At 63.6% G+C, this 16344-nt stretch carries 19 protein-coding genes; 9 read left to right on the top strand and 10 right to left on the bottom strand.

Annotation, left to right across the window (positions count from 1 at the left end; translation table 11 throughout):
* Positions 1–65 precede the first annotated feature (65 nt).
* From RA24_RS00915 to RA24_RS00905, 3 genes are all read right to left on the bottom strand, one after another.
* Positions 66–1049, bottom strand: coding sequence for an NAD(P)H-quinone oxidoreductase (locus RA24_RS00915; RefSeq protein ID WP_039189097.1), 984 nt, complete (start codon positions 1047–1049; stop codon positions 66–68).
* Positions 1050–1187: 138 nt separating this feature from the next.
* Complete coding sequence (locus RA24_RS21625) at positions 1188–2003, bottom strand: methyltransferase domain-containing protein (RefSeq protein ID WP_052269496.1); 816 nt, start codon at positions 2001–2003, stop codon at positions 1188–1190.
* Positions 2004–2155: 152 nt separating this feature from the next.
* A complete protein-coding gene (locus RA24_RS00905) occupies positions 2156–2857 on the bottom strand; it encodes a COQ9 family protein (protein WP_039151597.1) in 702 nt (233 codons plus the stop codon).
* Between the two features lie 116 nt (positions 2858–2973).
* Here RA24_RS00905 and rpsU point away from each other — a divergent pair, with 116 nt between their 5' ends.
* Together rpsU and RA24_RS00895 are read left to right on the top strand one after the other, a co-directional pair.
* Positions 2974–3180, top strand: coding sequence for a 30S ribosomal protein S21 (gene rpsU / locus RA24_RS00900; protein ID WP_005614280.1), 207 nt, complete (start codon positions 2974–2976; stop codon positions 3178–3180).
* A 737-nt stretch (positions 3181–3917) separates the two neighbouring features.
* Positions 3918–5105, top strand: a complete 1188-nt coding sequence (locus tag RA24_RS00895; protein WP_039170479.1) for a CAP domain-containing protein — start codon at positions 3918–3920, stop codon at positions 5103–5105.
* A gap of 67 nt (positions 5106–5172) precedes the next feature.
* Here the strand turns inward: RA24_RS00895 and ppk2 are convergent, their stop codons facing one another.
* Positions 5173–6090, bottom strand: a complete 918-nt coding sequence (gene ppk2, locus RA24_RS00890) for a polyphosphate kinase 2 (RefSeq protein WP_019298245.1) — start codon at positions 6088–6090, stop codon at positions 5173–5175.
* A 193-nt stretch (positions 6091–6283) separates the two neighbouring features.
* Here ppk2 and RA24_RS00885 point away from each other — a divergent pair, with 193 nt between their 5' ends.
* A complete protein-coding gene (locus RA24_RS00885) occupies positions 6284–7123 on the top strand; it encodes a CPBP family intramembrane glutamic endopeptidase (RefSeq protein WP_039189094.1) in 840 nt (279 codons plus the stop codon).
* Between the two features lie 68 nt (positions 7124–7191).
* On the opposite strand, the gene RA24_RS00880 is transcribed toward RA24_RS00885, so the two are convergent.
* Positions 7192–7650: an Lrp/AsnC family transcriptional regulator gene (locus tag RA24_RS00880; RefSeq protein ID WP_008556791.1), complete on the bottom strand. Its 459-nt coding sequence runs from the start codon at positions 7648–7650 to the stop codon at positions 7192–7194.
* 139 nt (positions 7651–7789) lie between these two features.
* On the opposite strand from RA24_RS00880, the gene ald reads away from it, so the two are divergent.
* From ald to RA24_RS00855, 5 genes are all read left to right on the top strand, one after another.
* Positions 7790–8908, top strand: a complete 1119-nt coding sequence (gene ald / locus RA24_RS00875) for an alanine dehydrogenase (RefSeq protein ID WP_039151601.1) — start codon at positions 7790–7792, stop codon at positions 8906–8908.
* A 138-nt stretch (positions 8909–9046) separates the two neighbouring features.
* Positions 9047–9643 carry a LysE family translocator gene (locus RA24_RS00870; RefSeq protein ID WP_039151643.1) on the top strand — a complete coding sequence of 199 codons (597 nt, stop codon included), beginning with the start codon at positions 9047–9049 and terminating at the stop codon, positions 9641–9643.
* Positions 9644–9836: 193 nt separating this feature from the next.
* The gene (locus tag RA24_RS00865; protein WP_039189092.1) at positions 9837–10730 is read left to right on the top strand and encodes a hypothetical protein; all 894 of its coding nucleotides are present in this window, start codon (positions 9837–9839) and stop codon (positions 10728–10730) included.
* A 146-nt stretch (positions 10731–10876) separates the two neighbouring features.
* Positions 10877–11308, top strand: coding sequence for a large conductance mechanosensitive channel protein MscL (gene mscL, locus RA24_RS00860; protein ID WP_039189089.1), 432 nt, complete (start codon positions 10877–10879; stop codon positions 11306–11308).
* A gap of 78 nt (positions 11309–11386) precedes the next feature.
* Positions 11387–12193 carry a mechanosensitive ion channel family protein gene (locus RA24_RS00855; RefSeq protein ID WP_019298252.1) on the top strand — a complete coding sequence of 269 codons (807 nt, stop codon included), beginning with the start codon at positions 11387–11389 and terminating at the stop codon, positions 12191–12193.
* Between the two features lie 98 nt (positions 12194–12291).
* On the opposite strand, the gene RA24_RS00850 is transcribed toward RA24_RS00855, so the two are convergent.
* From RA24_RS00850 to RA24_RS00830, 5 genes are all read right to left on the bottom strand, one after another.
* Complete coding sequence (locus RA24_RS00850; protein ID WP_019298253.1) at positions 12292–12828, bottom strand: hypothetical protein; 537 nt, start codon at positions 12826–12828, stop codon at positions 12292–12294.
* 175 nt (positions 12829–13003) lie between these two features.
* Positions 13004–13531 (bottom strand): GNAT family N-acetyltransferase, encoded by a 528-nt coding sequence (locus RA24_RS00845; protein WP_019298254.1) that lies wholly within the window; start codon positions 13529–13531, stop codon positions 13004–13006.
* The gene (locus RA24_RS00840) at positions 13528–13977 is read right to left on the bottom strand and encodes a YtoQ family protein (protein ID WP_029205037.1); all 450 of its coding nucleotides are present in this window, start codon (positions 13975–13977) and stop codon (positions 13528–13530) included. Before RA24_RS00840 ends, RA24_RS00845 begins: the two co-directional genes overlap by 4 nt.
* The gene (locus RA24_RS00835; protein WP_039170475.1) at positions 13968–14630 is read right to left on the bottom strand and encodes a phosphoribosyltransferase; all 663 of its coding nucleotides are present in this window, start codon (positions 14628–14630) and stop codon (positions 13968–13970) included. Before RA24_RS00835 ends, RA24_RS00840 begins: the two co-directional genes overlap by 10 nt.
* Positions 14631–14677: 47 nt before the next feature.
* Positions 14678–15313 carry a class I SAM-dependent methyltransferase gene (locus RA24_RS00830; RefSeq protein ID WP_039189088.1) on the bottom strand — a complete coding sequence of 212 codons (636 nt, stop codon included), beginning with the start codon at positions 15311–15313 and terminating at the stop codon, positions 14678–14680.
* Between the two features lie 87 nt (positions 15314–15400).
* Between RA24_RS00830 and RA24_RS00825 the strand changes: the two genes are divergently transcribed.
* Positions 15401–16294: a LysR family transcriptional regulator gene (locus tag RA24_RS00825; RefSeq protein ID WP_039189085.1), complete on the top strand. Its 894-nt coding sequence runs from the start codon at positions 15401–15403 to the stop codon at positions 16292–16294.
* Positions 16295–16344: the final 50 nt, after the last annotated feature.

The raw sequence follows: 16344 nt of genomic DNA, 5'->3' as shown, positions 1-16344 counted from the left end.
ATGTGACGCCAAAAAAACAAGGGCCGGCGCATCCGCCGGCCCTTTGCTGTGACTGATTGAGGCCGTCAGGCCACCTTCAGGACGATCTTGCCGATATGGCCGGAGCTTTCCATCCGGGCGTGGGCCGCAGCGGCCTCCTCCAGCATAAATTCGCTGTCCATCACCGGCGCCACCTTGCCCGCTTCGATCAGCGGCCAGACCGCCTCCGCCAAATCCTGCGCAATCTGCGACTTGGCCAGGTCGCTCTGCGGGCGCAGGGTAGATCCGGTCAGCGTGAGCCGCTTGACCATCATCAGGGCAAAATTCAGCTCCACCTTGGGGCCTTGCAGAAAGGCGATCTGCACCAGCCGCCCGTCCTCGGCCATCGCCTTGATGTTGCGCGGGATGTAATCGCCGCCGACCATATCCAGCACCAGATCGGCGCCGCCTTCCTCCCGCATCACCTTGACGAAGTCCTCGTCACGGTAGTTGATCGCCCGCTCCGCGCCCAAGTCCAGGCAGGCCTGGCATTTTTCATCCGAACCCGCAGTTGCAAACACCCGCGCCCCGAACGCCCTGGCCAGCTGGATGGCGGTGGTGCCGATGCCGGAAGAGCCGCCATGCACCAGGAACCGCTCGCCCGCTTTGAGGCCGCCGCGGGTGAAAACGTTGGACCAGACGGTAAAGAAGGTCTCTGGCAAACACGCTGCCTGTTTCAGGTCCAGCCCTTCCGGCACCGGCAGGCAATGCGCCGCAGGCGTAGCCACATATTCCGCGTAACCGCCACCGGGCAGCAGCGCGCAGACCAGATCGCCCACCGCAAGGCCGCTGACGCCTGCGCCCACCGCCACCACCTCGCCGGAGGCTTCCAGCCCCGGCAGGTCGCTGGCGCCCTTGGGCGGATCATAGGCGCCTGCGCGCTGCAGCGCATCGGGGCGGTTCACGCCGGCGTAGGCCACCTTGATCACCACCTCGCCGTGGCCCGGCTGCGGCACCGGGCGCTGGCAAAGCTGCAGCACCTCCGGCCCGCCGGGTTTGGTGATCTCCACCGCGCGCATCATCTCTGTCATCGGCTGATATCCTCCTGATCCTTGCCTCCTGCCTAGCATCCGGCCCGATGCGCGCAAACAGCAAAGGCGCCGCAGTTGGGGCGGAATGCGGACAGCGCCATCCCGGGGCCTTGCAACAGCAGGGCGGATTCCCCGTTGTCAGGGCTTGCGCAGGATATAGGACACGAAGTTGCAGGACCCGAAAAAGGTTCCCGCGGCTGAGGCTGCATGATGCGTCTCCGACCACTGCCGCGCTGCCGCTTCGCTGATGTGGCCCGCCGCCACCATCGCGGGCCTGTAGCTGTCCAGCATGCTCTCGAAAAACTCCGCCTTACCGGCCTCGGCGAGAATCTCAGGCAGGAAATCCGCCAATTCCAGGCCCGACCCGGCAACCAGTTCAGGGAACTGGCGCATCGCCCGCGGGTGGGCCACAACGGTTTTCAGCAACGCCTGCAGCGCTTCGTCATTCAGAGCCGGATCGCCTGCGCCGAATGTGATCGAGGCATAGTCGCCGTCAAAGACCACCACATGGCCACCCGGGGCAGTGACACGGGCGGCCTCCTTCAGAACCTGGGCGGGGCTGGTGACGTGGCTGAGCAGCGTATGCAGCACAACCAGGTCGTACTGGTCCTGATTTGCCTCGGTGCCGTGACTATCGGCAACGTCAAATGAGATCCGGCCGTCAAGACCCTCCTCGGCAGCCAGCCGCCGGGCCACCCCGATCAGCTCTGCAGAAAAGTCAGTCCCTGTCAGATTGGCTCCGCCTGCAAGTCTTGCCGCCAGGGCTCGGGTGACAACGCCGGTTCCGCATCCCATGTCGAGCACCTCGCGGCAGCGCTCCAGCGGCAGCCGGTCAAAATACTGTTCCCGCATGGCAACAAAAGGCGGGTAGGTGCCCCGGTACTCCAGACGGTCCACGACCATCTGCAGTTTTTCACTGTCGAGCGTATCGAGCGACTGAAAGATATCCGCCATCGTGTTTCCTCTCCAACCGGAATACCAAGTAAAGGGAACTTGGCACCAATTCTGGAATCACATCGGCATTCTGTCTACACCCGGTGCCCGCGGGCGGGTGAACCGGATTTCTCAATCCAGCGGGAAGCAGCAAACCGGGCCAGCCCGCTGCCCTACCGCCGGGGATCAACCGACCCCGGCAGATCATCGCGCCCCTTTGGCGGCTTGATCTGTTCGGCCAGCCAGTTCGGTCCCACCAGCAAGGGCTTCAGGAGCGGGTTCTTCTGCAGACCGGCCTTCAGCTTCTCGAAGTCCATCACATTATCAATGCGCCGCTCCAGAAAATCCCAGGTCGCCTGATGCTCCAGGCTGTCATCACCCAGCCAGTACAGCACGGTGGCGGAATAGACACCGGCCAGCGAGGCGCGCTTGGTGTACCAGTTCAGATCGTCCGATCCGTCGCCCAGCGTGTCCCAGATCAGATCGCAGGTGGTCCAGATCGCCTTGACGCCATCGCCGGCATATTGCGGCAGCGCCAGCAGGGTGGTGCCGCGGCGCACCGCCTCCTTGTCCTCGACCGCTTCCAGCCGGAACCGCACCGCCGCCGCCACCTTGTCGCGGAACCGCATCCCCGACAGGTCCTCGGCCTCCAGCCGCTCCAGCATCCGCGAATCGCCGCGGGCGTGAAACGCCAGCGCCAAGTCTACGCCGCCGCGCGGACAGACCGCATGGGCCAGCACCTCCGGCACATCCGCATCCTGGCAGGCGGCGCGGAAGGTCACCTCCGACCAGCCGTCAAACGGCACATGATTCAGCGCCGCATCCAGCAGTTTATCCTTGATATCGTCCTGTGCGTGATCGTGGTCTTCGGTCATCTCACCCTCCCGCTTGCGGCGTGCTGACACCCTACTAGACAAAATTTGCGCACTTTGCTATACGGCCACCTCCTGCAAATCCTTGCAACTCAACTTAGAAAGGTGGTGAAAACCACATGCAGGTTAGTGTTCGCGACAACAACGTCGATCAGGCGCTCCGTGCCCTGAAGAAAAAGCTGCAGCGTGAAGGCGTCTTCCGCGAAATGAAGCTCAAGCAACATTTCGAAAAGCCGTCCGAGAAAAAAGCGCGCGAGAAAGCTGAAGCGATCCGCCGTGCCCGTAAACTGGCACGCAAGAAAGCCCAGCGCGAAGGTCTGCTCTAAGCATACCCTTGCTCTCCAGCTTTGGACAGCACTACGGCAGATCCCCGGATCACGCCGGAACATACGTTCAGACGACCCCCGCGGCCCTGCCCGGGGGTTTGTCATTTGCGGCACCCCTTTCGGATAGCCCAGCGCCCCGGCAGGCCGGTCTGCCCCCTTTGCGGCACACGTAAAAATATCAAATTGATTACAAATACATCTTTAGGGTGTATTTCCCTGCCACCTTCTGCTATACAGGGATCACGGCAGGGCAAATCAGTTGCGTTTCCCTAACCATTGCCCCGCCGGCCGGGCTTGGAACTCCCGGTTACCCGAAACCCTGGGCAGACGGCGCTTCCCCCCGATTACCGGCGCTGGTCTTGGTCCCTGCAAACAAGGCTCGTCTCTCCCGGGTTTTCAATTTTACCGGACGCTGCCACCCCCCGGCAGCGTCCGGACCGTTTCCAGGCCTCTGATTCCATCCTCGCCGCCTGCCTGCTGCCCGTGCGCCAGGGCGAATCCCCTGCCCCCGTCAAGTGGCCGGCAAGGCAGCAGACAATTGCCGCCGGCCTCCGTGGCGGGGCCGCAACGGTCCAAACCGGCAAAACGCGCAGAAATCCGCGTACCATCCGCCGCTCAACGGGCAGGCCTCCGCCGTAAAACCGCAAAACCGCCCCGTCCGACTTCCGGCGGAAACAATTTCCTTTAACCGGATGGCGCACCGCCGGAGGTCCGGCACACTCATGGAGCAGTTAACGATGTCACAGGCAAGCGAACTCGAGCGGCAGATGCTCGAGCTGATCAACGCCGAGCGCACTTCGCGCGGGCTTAACCCGGTACAGCTGGAGCTGCGGCTCAATGATTCCGCCGAGGATCACAGCGAATGGATGCTGCAAGCGGATGTGTTCTCGCACACCGGTTCGGGCGGCTCCAGCGCCGGCGACCGGATGAAGGACGCGGGCTTTGTCTTCTCCGGCAGCTGGACCTGGGCGGAAAACATCGCCTGGCAAAGCGAGCGCGGCGCGCCCGGCCTGGCCGATGACGTGATCGACCTGCACAATTCGCTGATGAACAGCCCCGGCCACCGCGCCAACATCCTGAACGCCAATGTCGAAGTGATCGGCATCGGCATCGAACAGGGCAACTTCAAAGGCTGGGATGCCGTGATGGTCACCCAGAACTTCGCCAAGACCAGCGCCGAACTGCAGCTGGACACCGGGTCGGGCGGCGGCTCCGGCGGCGGTGGCGGTGGCGGCGGCACAAGCCAGCCCACCATGGGCGACGATGTCCTGACCCTGGGCAGCGCCGGTACGCTGGACGGTCTGGACGGCGACGACAAGCTGACCGGCAGCGGCGGCAACGACAGCCTCAAGGGCAACGAAGGCAATGACACCGTCTATGGCGAGGGCGGCAACGACAACCTGCGGGGCGGCAGCCAGGGCGACCGCATGTACGGCGGCACCGGACGCGACACCTTGCTTGGCGATGAAGGCTACGACAAAATCTCCGGGAACGGCGGCGATGACTCCATCGGCGGCGGGGCCGGCTACGACCGGCTCTGGGGCGGCAGCGGCAACGACACCATGCGGGGCAGCTACGGCAATGACAAGCTGTGGGGTGGCACCGGCAATGACATTCTGTATGGCGGCAGCGGCAAGGATACCCTGGACGGCGACGACGGCAATGACCGCCTGACCGGCAAGAGCGGCGCTGACCTGTTTGTCTTCAGCAACGGCAATGACACCGTCACCGATTTCAGCGTGAACACCAGCGGCGAGCGGATCGACCTGGGCGATGCCGACGGTATCACCAGCTACAGCGACCTGATGAACAACCACACCACTCAGACCGCTAACGGCCTGCTGATCACCGACAGCGATGGCGACAGTATGCTGCTGGCCGGCATCACAGAACAGCAGCTGAACTCCGGCGACTTCCTGTTCTGATACTCCCACCGGGCAAACAAGAAAGGGGCGCGCCTAGGCACGCCCCTTTCTGCTGTTCCGTCATGTCTCAGTAGATCTTAGGCACATACAGTTCATCCGGCAGCACCTGGCGCTCGTAATCCGGATTGTACTTGCGGTCCGGCAGCTCGACCTTCTCGTGCTGCACCTCTTCATAAGGAATCTTGGTCAGCAGGTGCTCGATGCAGTTCAGCCGCTCGCGCTTCTTGTCGTTGCCCTCGACAATGTACCAGGGCGCCTCGGGGATGTTTGTGCGCTTGAACATCGCCTCCTTGGCCTTGGTGTACTGTTCCCAGCGGATCCGGCTCTCCAGATCCATCGGCGACAGTTTCCACTGTTTCATCGGGTCGTGGATGCGCATCAAAAACCGCAGCTGCTGTTCCTCATCGGTGATCGAGAACCAGTACTTCAGCAGGATAATGCCAGAGCGCACCAGCATCCGCTCGAATTCGGGAACGTCCTGAAAGAACTGTTCGACCTGGTCTTCGCTGGCAAAGCCCATCACCCGCTCAACGCCGGCCCGGTTATACCAGGAGCGGTCGAACAGCACGATCTCACCGCCTGCGGGCAGATGCGGCACATAGCGCTGGAAATACCACTGGCTTTGCTCGCGGCGGTTCGGCGCCGGCAGTGCCACAACCCGCGCCACCCGCGGGTCCAGCCGCTGGGTGATCCGCTTGATTACCCCGCCCTTGCCGGCGCTGTCGCGGCCTTCCATCAGAATGCAGACCTTGGCGCCGGTGTGCTGCACCCAGTCCTGCACCTTAATCAGCTCCGCCTGCAGCCGCAGCAGGTTGCGGAAATAAACCTGCCGGTCCAGCATCTCCGGGTGCTGCTCGCGGTAGACCTTGCGGATCTCCTGGCTCAGCATCGGCTCGGAAAACTCGATCTCGATGTCCTCGTCCAGCGTGTCCTGCAGTTCCGCTTCCAGCCAGTCGAGGGAGGCGGTTTCAAATTCGCGGGTCACGGGCGGGTTCCTTCCTTGTCAGCTGGTGCAAGTGCTGCTTTCTAGCGGTTCCATATGACGGCTTGATGTCACCCGCCCGGCTGCAGCTCCCTTTAAGGCAAGCGGAATTCCCGGGCAGGTTCAAGCGCAAAAAGAGCAATGCCCCTGCGCCACCTGCTGGAAACCGGGCAGATGAGCGGTTTATGTGCACGCCATGAGCTTTGTTCTATCCTCCCTGCCCCAAACCTGGCCCTGGCTGATCCTGATGGCAGCGCTTGCTGCAGGCTGGAGCGGCCAGCGCGGACTGGCCTTTGCCCTGCTCGCGGTCTTCGGCGGCGTTGCTTTGGCCCTCGGGCATTTGGAACCAATCGCGCTGATGGCGCTGGCCACCGGCCTGCTGTTTGCCGCCTTCATCCCCCGCACCCGCGGCCCCGCCAGGCTGATCGGCCACGCGGTGCTGGTGCTGTGGTCGCTGGCGCTTGGCGCACATCTGCTGCCGGGAGTGCGCAACCTTCTGATCCTGGACCAGGTGCAGGCCGGTCCCGCCAGCGCGCCCTACTCCCTGCACCTGAACCTCGACAAGCCGCTGGTGGTCTTCGCTCTGCTGCTGGCCTGGCCTGCCCTGTTGCAGCGCAATGATCCGGCAGGCAGGCGCGCCTTGATCTCCGGCCTTCTGATCCTCGCCGCCCTGCTGCCGCTGGCCCTGCTCACCGGCGCGCTGGAACTGGAGCCGTCGCTGCCGGACTGGCTCCTCCTGTGGATGGCCTCAAACCTGCTGCTCACCTGCCTGGCAGAGGAAGCCTTCTTCCGCGGCTACCTGCAGCAAGGCCTCAGCCGCCGCTTCGGCCCGGCGGCAGGCATCGCCGCCGCCAGCCTGCTGTTCGGCCTCGCCCACATCGGCGCCGGTCCTGCAGTGGCCGCATTCGCCGCGCTACTGGGGCTGGCCTGCGGGCTGGGCTATTGGGGCGCGGGGCGGTTTTACGTGCCGGTTGCGATGCACTTTGCCTTCAACCTCACCCACCTTTTGCTGTTCACTTACCCCGGTCCGGCCTGAAAATCCGCCTTACCGGTGCACAAGGGGTGCACAGGGGGTGCACGCATGCCACCCCCCAATATCCTGCCTCAGACCGGCAGCGCCGTGGTCTTGAACACCGTGCGCAATGCAAAGCTCGACTGCATCTGCGCCACCCCCGGAAGCCGCGCCAGATGCTGGCGGTGGATGCGGGCGAAATCCTCGGTGTTCTCCGCCACCACCTTGAGGATGTAATCCGCCGTCCCCGCCATCAGATGGCACTCCAGCACATCCGGAATCCGCGACACCGCCTTCTCGAACGCGTCCAGAACTTCGTCCGCCTGGCCCGACAGTGTGATCTCCACAAACACCGTCGACGGCACGTTCATCTTGCGCGCGTCCAGGAGCGCGACATAATCACGGATATAACCCTCCGCCTCCAGCCGCTGCACCCGCCTGTGGCAGGCCGAGGCCGACAGGTTCACCCGCTCCGACAAGTCCGCGTTGGAGATGCGCCCCTGCTTTTGCAGAACCGAGAGTATGCGACGATCTGTTTCGTCCAGCGACATTTTGCGAAGATCCTTGCTGTGTCCTGCCATATTACGCGAAGAATCTTCGAAACGCATGTTTTTATTCTGCCCAAATAAGCAGCACATTCCGGGCCGCCTGCGGCAATATGACCGCAGAGAGTTTTGAGGAGATACTCAGATGAAAATCGGCTGCCCCACCGAAATCAAACCGCAGGAATTCCGCGTCGGCATGACCCCGGACGCCGCCCGCGAGGCCGTCCTGCGCGGCCACGAGGTTGTCATCCAGCAAGGCGCCGGCCTGGGCGCAGGCTTCACCGACGAGGACTATGTCTCCGCCGGTGCCGTGATCCTGGACACTGCCGAGGAAATCTTTGCCACCGCCGACATGATCGTCAAGGTGAAGGAACCCCAGGCGGTTGAGCGCAAGATGCTGCGCGAAGGCCAGCTGCTGTTCACCTACCTGCACCTGGCACCCGATCCGGCACAGACCCACGACCTGCTGGAAAGCGGTTGTACCGCAATCGCTTACGAGACCGTCACCGACGACCGCGGCGGCCTGCCGCTGCTGGCGCCGATGTCGGAAGTGGCCGGCCGTCTGGCGCCGCAGGTTGGCTCGTACACCCTGCAGAAGGCCAACGGCGGCCGCGGCGTGCTGATGGGCGGCGTACCCGGCGTGGCCCCGGCCAAGGTCGTGGTGATCGGCGGCGGTGTTGTCGGCACCCATGCAGCCAAGATCGCGGCTGGCATGGGCGCGGATGTCACCATCCTCGACCGTTCGCTGACCCGCCTGAAGTACCTGGACGACGTCTTCGGCCGCACGTTCAAGAACCAGTACTCCACCGCCGGCGCCACCGCTGAGCTGGTGCGCGACGCTGACATGGTGATCGGTGCGGTTCTGGTCCCTGGTGCGGCAGCCCCGAAACTGGTGTCCCGTGCTCAGCTCTCTGAGATGAAGCCGGGCGCAGTGCTGGTGGACGTCGCCATCGACCAGGGCGGCTGCTTCGAGACCTCCAAGGCAACCACCCACGCAGACCCGATCTATGAAGTCGACGGCATCATGCACTACTGCGTGGCCAACATGCCGGGCGCCGTTGCGCGCACCTCGACCCAGGCACTGGGCAACGCGACCCTGCCGTTCATGCTGAACCTGGCCAACAAGGGCTGGCGTCAGGCCTGCGCAGACGACCGTCACCTGCTGAACGGCCTGAACGTGCACGCAGGCAAGCTGACCTATGCCGCGGTCGGCGAGGCCCTGGGCCTGGACTGCATCTCTGCGGAAGACGCAATCAAAATGTAACTTCCCGCTGTAAAGCAGGAAATCCAAAGAAAGCCCCGCCAAACCGGCGGGGCTTTTTCTGTGCCCCTTTACGCAAGAACCGGATCGACCGGACCTGCGGAAATGGCGTTTCTGGAGCCGCACCAAGAGGTTTTCCAGATGCTCCAGACCGCCGCCGCTCTGATCGTGTTTCTGTTTCCGCTGGCCTACAGCCCCGGTCCCGGCAACCTGTTCTTTGCCGCCAATGCCGCGCGCTTCGGCTTTGCTGCAACGGTTCCGGCCAATGCAGGCTACCACCTGGCGACCTGGATCGTGACAGCTGCGATCGGGCTGGGCTTCCTGACAGTGATGGACCAGGCGCCGCAGCTGTTTGCGGTGCTCAAGACCGCAGGTTCTCTCTATGTCCTGTGGCTCGCCTGGAAACTGGTCCGGGCCGGGGTGCTGAGCGGCGCACAGGAGCCGCAGCCGGCCGGTTTCACAGATGGCGCGGTGCTGTTGGTGCTGAACCCCAAGGCCTACGTGATCATCGCGCTGATGTTCTCGCAGTTCCTGGCCCAGGAGGAGGACGGCCGGCTGCTGCCGGTGCTGCTGATCACAACCGTCTTCACTCTCAACAACCTGCTGGCCTTCACGGTCTGGGCCCTGGCCGGCGGCAGGATCGCCAAGCTGTTCCGAACCTCCGCCGGCGCCCGTCGGCTGAATGTGCTGTTCGGCGCCGTTCTGGCGGCGGTTGCGGTCTGGATGCTGCTGCCCTGAAGACCGGAACGACTCATTTGCCGTTTATCCAATGGAGACAATCAGCCAGCTTTGTTCCCGCAGAGGTGGTTTTTAGCTCACCTCAATTTTGTTAAAAATGAGGCAAATTTGTGAAATTGCGGCATGTCCGGACAGCAGCGGCCGGCAGGGCAAGCCTGCGCAACCATTTCCGGTCACGAGTGAAAGCAAATCAATGCCCGAGACTTCCAAGATCTTTACCTACGCGGTGGACGGCCTTGCCTACACCGTCACCGTTTACGAGGAAAACGGCGAATTCTTTGCTGACATCACCGTCGACGAAGGCGCCATGGACGTGAACGCCATCTATTTCGGGGATGATGATTTTTCCGGCTCCAGCGTGTCTCTGAGCGGCCCGCTGAACATGAACGGCACCCGCCTGGACGGCGAAAAGGTGCAATGGGACGAAGCCACGGAGCTGAGCAACCCCGGCCTGGGGCCGGAGGGCGAAGATAAGGAAACCTACCTGCAGACCGGTGACACGATGACGGTCTCGCTGGACATCGAAAGCCTGGACGAGATCGACATTTTCGGCATCCGCGCCACCTCCACCACCAATGACGCAGGCTCCATCAAAGGCGTGAGCGGCGATCCGGAGGAGCCGGAAGAGCCCGAGGACCCGGAAGAGCCCACTTATGAGAAGGTCTTCTTCGGCGAGGTGTTCTCGGACTCCGGCGACCCGCTGGGCGGCACCTTCATCCTGGACGAAGAACCGGACCCGAACCCCTACAGCATCCCCGCCCTGCCCGAAGGCACGGAACCGACGTTTGACAACTACCTGTCCTACTTCCTGTCGGAAGATATCGGCGGTGACCTGCCTGCTGTGCAGTCGGTGGTGTTTTACGGAACCGGAGAGGACGGCGCGCAGGAAGAGCTGTTCCGCATCGACGCGCCGGAGGGCGGCTTCCAAAGTGCGGACGACCTGCTGGCCGCCTATGACGACGCTCTCGAAGCCACCGGAGACCTGGCCGGTCAGGACCTGATGGCAGCACTGAGTTTGGAGGATCACGCAGAGGCAGATCCGGAGGCTGAAGAGGATCTGGGTGCAGACGAATTCGAGCTGCTATGATCTCCCCAGGGGCGGCCCGGCGGCCGCCCCTTATGCCGCCCTGCGGTTGAGGCGTTTCCAGCCTGATATTCCCCGTTTACAGAGTGAAACGCCGCTCCTAGCCTGAAGCGCATAAACAGCGCGGCAGGGATGGAAAGGAAACGGATATGCTGGACGAGTTCAAGGCCTTCATTGCCAAGGGCAATGTGATGGATATGGCGGTGGGGGTCATTATCGGAGCCGCTTTCACCGCGATCGTGAAGTCCATGGTTGATGATCTGATCAACCCGATCATCGGCCTGTTCACCGGCGGGGTGGATTTCACCAACAACTTCGCCGTGCTGGGTGGCGATGGCGCCAGCTACAGCTCGCTGGAGGCCGCGCGCGAAGCCGGTGCCTCGGTCTTTGCCTACGGCTCCTTCCTGATGGCGGTGCTGAACTTCCTGATCATCGCCTGGGTGGTGTTCCTGCTGGTCAAGTCCGTGAACCGCGCCCGCGACGCGATGGAGAGGCAGGAAGAGGCTCCGGCAGAGGAAGCGCCCGCCGGGCCGACAGAACTTGACGTGCTGCTGGAAATCCGCGACTCGCTGAAAAAATAACGCCGGTGCACCGGCATCAAGGAATTGCAAAGGGGCGGGCTTCCGCTCCTTTAGCGCGTTTGCAAGGGATTGAAACTGATGGAACAATTGATTGAACAGGCCGGGGCCTACTGGCCGCTGCTGGTAAGCGGCGTCAAGGCGCTGGTGGTGCTGATCCTCGGCTGGATCGCCACCGGCTGGATCAGCGGCGCAGTACGCAACCGCATCAACAGGACCCCGCAGATCGACCCGACGCTCGGCAATTTCGCTGCCAGCATGATCCGCTGGGCGCTGCTGGCGGTGGTGCTGGTCGCCATCCTCGGCATCTTCGGCATTCAGGCCACCAGCCTGGTAGCGATGCTGGGCGCCGCCACACTGGCGATCGGCCTGGCGCTGCAGGGCACGCTTAGCGATCTGGCGGCGGGCTTTATGCTGATCCTGTTCCGCCCTTACAAGATCGGCCAGTATGTGGACATCGGCGGCACCGCCGGCACAGTGAAGGACGTGAACCTGTTCGTGACCGAGCTGGCAACACCGGACAACGTGCAGATCATCGTCCCCAACGGCCAGGCCTGGGGCTCGGTTATCACCAACTTCTCGCACCACCCTACCCGCCGTGTCGACCTGGTGTTCGGCATCGACTATGGCGACAGCGCCGACACCGCCAAGGCGGTCATTCTGGCACAGGCCACCGCAGACGCACGGGTTCTGCAAGATCCGGAACCCTGGGTGCGGGTCACCAACCTGGGCGACAGCTCGGTCGATCTCACAGCGCGGGTCTGGTGCAAGGCGGATGATTACTGGGAGGTGAAATTCGCCCTCACTCAGGGCGTGAAGGAAGCCTTTGATGCCAAGGGCATTTCCATCCCCTACCCCCATGCGGTGGAAATCAAGAAAGCGGGCTGAGGCGCTCCCGCCTGACTTTGGCCCCTGCCGGGGCCGCACCCCGTTGGGCCTGGCGCCCCGCCTTTGGCGGGGCGTTTCCGCGTTCCGGGTTCAGGAGATCAACGTTCCCGCGCGGCCTGCATAGCGCGAACAGCCGCATTCCGGGCTCTGGCCTCCCGCGCGCGGTCCTGCACTCTGTTTTCAGGTTCTGCCGGCGGCCAGCCGGCCAGCACCTTGTACCCCTCAAGATCGGTAAACGCCCACTGCGCCGCAATAAGCTGGTAGCTCTTCACTTCCCAGCCGGAAGCGTCTGGCTGAAACCGGAAGCGCCAGGTGCCACGCACCTGCACCGGCAGCCGCAGCTGGCGGATCTGCATCATCGCCTGATGGCCGTTCAGGGCGGCACGCGCGCCCTGTGCCCGCAGCTTTCTCATCCGCTCCACCAGGCTGGCCGCTTCGCGCAGGCGGCGGCCGGCAAAGATCACCTCAATCTCGGCGCCCGGGCTGACCAGCCCCTTCACCACCAGATCGCCGCGGTTGTTACGGCTGAACACCGGCACCAGCTCCACCGGCACATCGCGCACCTCGCGCTTGAACAGCCCCGCATCTTCGACCAGCGGGGTGACTTGCATGGGAGGGCGGCGGCGGTTCGTCATTCAGCAGTCCCGATCACCGCCCTCCGGAGAGAGCGGTGCCATTTCGATCTATTATTTGTCACGGGAAAACTAGCCCGCTCCCGTTAAAGAACCGTTGCTCCGTTCCAGCGATCACAGCTTTTCCAAGTGCAATTCGAACACCGCAAAACATTGAAATACAGGAATGTTTCCAGCTTCACCGGCTGACAGGCCGTTTCATGACCAAAGTTGGGTTGCCCCGATACAGGGCCTCGCCCGCAGGTGCATACCCCAGCTTCAGCGCCACCCGGTGCGACACCGTATGGGCCGGATCGAAGATGCAGGCGGTTTCCGCCCAGTCCGTGGCCTCTGCCGCCCACTCGTGGATGCACCCAACCGCTTCGGTAGCCATTCCCCGCCCATGCACTTCCGGCGCCAGCACCCAGCCCGCTTCCGGCACCCCTGCCAGCGGCGGCTCCATGCTGCGCTGGTAGTCGGCAAAACCCACCTCGCCGATGAACCGGCCACTCTCCCGCAGGGTCACCGCCCAGTAGCCATAGCCCAGCGCCTGCCAGTGACCGATGTAACGCAGCAGCCTTGTCCAGCTTTCCTCCGGCGCCGAGGGTGTCCCGGAGATGAAACGCACCACCTCCGGCTCCGCCCAAAGTGCCGCCACGGCTTCGAAATCCTGCACCCCGTGCGGGCGCAGGATCAGCCGTTCCGTCTCAAGCACGGGAGGTGTCATGCAGGCAGCTTGCCGGTCAGCACATAGGTGAGGATTTCGACCACCTGGCGCGGCTCCTCTGCCACCGCCAGCGCAGCGGCATGAACCTCTTTCAGCGCATGCTGATGCTCCGGCGGGCTGAGCACGATGATCGACTTGCCCAGCGCCGCGGCATAGCCCGCGTCAAAGGCCGCGTTCCACTGCTTGTACTTGTCCCCAAAGCGCACGACCACGACATCGGCGTCCGCAATCCCCTTGCGGGTGCGGATCGCGTTGACCATCGCGCCCTTGTGGTCGTGCCAGTACTTGTTCTCTTCGGCCCCCAGCACCGCCACGCCGCAATCATCGCTGGCATCGTGATCCGTCACTGGTGCGCTGAAGCTCACCTCCAGCCCTTTTGCACCCTCAACGATCTGTTCCCGCCAGTCCGTGTGAATCTCGCCCGAGAGATAAACATTCAATGCCACGTCTTGTCCTTTCCTGCGCCAGCGTCCGGGGCCGCGGCCAGTGCGGCCATGACCTCGTCATCGCTGGTTTGCGTAAAATCCCTGTAATGCGCGCCGACCGCCCAAAACTCCCTGGGGCTCAGCAAACAGACCAGAGTATCCACCAAGGGACGCAGTTCGTCCACCGCTTCCGGCGGCGCAACAGGAACCGCCAGGATCACATTCGCGGGCTTACGTTCCTTCAGCCAGAAATGTGCCGCCATAAAGGTAGCGCCGGTGGCAATCCCGTCGTCCACCACGATCACGGTGCGCCCTTCCAGCACGATCGGGTCGCGCCCTTGCAGATAGCGGGCGCGGCGGGCGGCGTTCTCCTCCCGCGCTTCGGCGACCTGGGCGGCAAAATCCTCTGACCTCATACCCGTGGCCTTCAGCAGAGCACCGTTGAAAATGGGATTGCTGCCTTCGGCCAAGGCCCCCGCAGCCAGCTCCGGGTTGGAGGGCATGCCGATCTTGCGGATCAGGATCAGATCCAGAGGCGCGCCCAGCTGCTGCGCAATGGGAAGTGCCACAGGCACCCCGCCCCGCGGCAGCGCCAGCACCACGGGGTCCGTCATCGGCAGTTCAGCCAGTTCCTTGGCCAGCTGAAGCCCGGCGGAAATCCGGTCCTCGAACATTTCGGCCTCCACCCCGTTACCTAGCGCGGAAGCTGCAAAGGCAAACCTCAGCGCCGCCGCGCCACCAGGTAGCGCCCGGGGGTATCGGCCGGGTAGTTCCCGGTCTCGATGATCTCGAACCCTGCCCTTTGCACCGCGGCCTCCAGCCTGCGGATATCGATGAAGTCCACAAAGCTGGGCGCCTTGCCTGCCAGCCGCATCAGCGGAATGGCGGCCGAAAACAGCCAGTATTTCCAGCTGCCCCGCATTTCGCCCAAGCAGGGAGTCTTTGAGATGAACAGCCCGCCGGGCTTCACCCGTGCCGCGACGCCGTCCAGGACCTCCTCCAGATCCGGCAGCAGATGCAGCAGGTTATGCGCCAGGACCGCATCAAACGGCCCCTCAGGCGCCTGCCCGGCACTGCAGCATTGAAACTCGACATTGCCGGCACCTGCATCCCAAGCCCGCTCTCGGCCGACCTCCAGCATCGCCTCAGACAGATCGGTTGCAAGAATTTTGGAGACGCCGCTGGCCAGCTCAATGGCGGTGGAGCCGGTGCCGCAGCCCAGTTCCAGCACGGCATCCTCCGCCTTGAGATAGGACCGTGTCCGCTCCAGCGCATAGCGGTAGGCGTCCATGTCGCGGATCTTGGACTTGGCGTATTTCGGGGCGATCTTGTTCCAAAAGCGGGCATCAGCGGTCATCGCATGTCTCCTTGGCTGCCCGCACCCTATCTATACATTAACCACGGATAAATTGCCGAAATCCGCAGGGGTGTTATACGTATTTGCATGATTAGCCCCGACTGGAACCATATCCGTGCCTTTCTCGCCACCGCTGAAACCGGCTCACTGTCGGCAGCAGCACGCAAGCTTGGTCTCACCCAGCCGACATTGTCGCGCCAGGTTGCGGCACTGGAGGCAGAGCTGGGCGTGCTGCTGTTCGAACGGCTGGGCCGCTCGCTGGCCCTGACCGAAGCCGGGCGGGAACTGCTGGCGCACAGCCGCAGGATGGGGGAAGCCGCCGACGGGCTGGCCCTTGCGGCAACCGGCCAGGCGCAGACCATCGAAGGGCTGGTGCGCATCACCGCCAGCGACGGCATCTCGGCCCATATCCTGCCCGGGGTGCTGGAGCGGCTGCGCCAGCAGGCGCCGCGGCTGCGGATTGAGATTGTTGCCGCGGACGACATCCGCGACCTGCAGCGGCGCGAAGCCGATATTGCCGTCCGCCACGTCCGCCCGGAGCAGCCGGAGCTGATCGCCCGCAAGATGCAGGACACCACTGCCCGCTTCTATGCCGCCCGCAGCTATCTGGAACGCCGCGGCACCCCGCGCAGCCGCGCCGACCTCAGCACCCATGATTTCGTGTCCTTCGGCGACATTCCTCAGTTCCTCGGCTACTTGGAGCCGCTCGGCATCCGGCTGAGCGAAGAGAACTTCCCCGTCGGCTCCACAAGCGGCCTCGCGGCCTGGGAACTGGTGCGGCAGGGCTTCGGCATTGTGCCGATGCTGGACGCCATCGCCCGCAAGAGCCCCGACGTGGAGCCCTTGGACCTGGAAGATTTGCCAACGCTGGAGTTCCCGTTGTGGCTGGCCACCCACCGCGAGCTGCACACAAGCCGCCGCATCCGCCTGGTGTTCGACATTTTGGCCGACTACCTGACCGGGCTGAAGATGCGCTTCTGAACCGCCGCCGCAAAGGAAAAGGGCGACCCCTGAACCGGGAGCCGCCTAAA

Origin of the sequence: Leisingera sp. ANG-M6 (assembly GCF_000813905.1) — a bacterium.
In the GTDB taxonomy this organism is placed as follows: Bacteria; Pseudomonadota; Alphaproteobacteria; order Rhodobacterales; family Rhodobacteraceae; genus Leisingera.
Note: the sequence above shows the minus strand (reverse complement) of the source record. Positions and strands in the feature narration are given on the sequence as shown.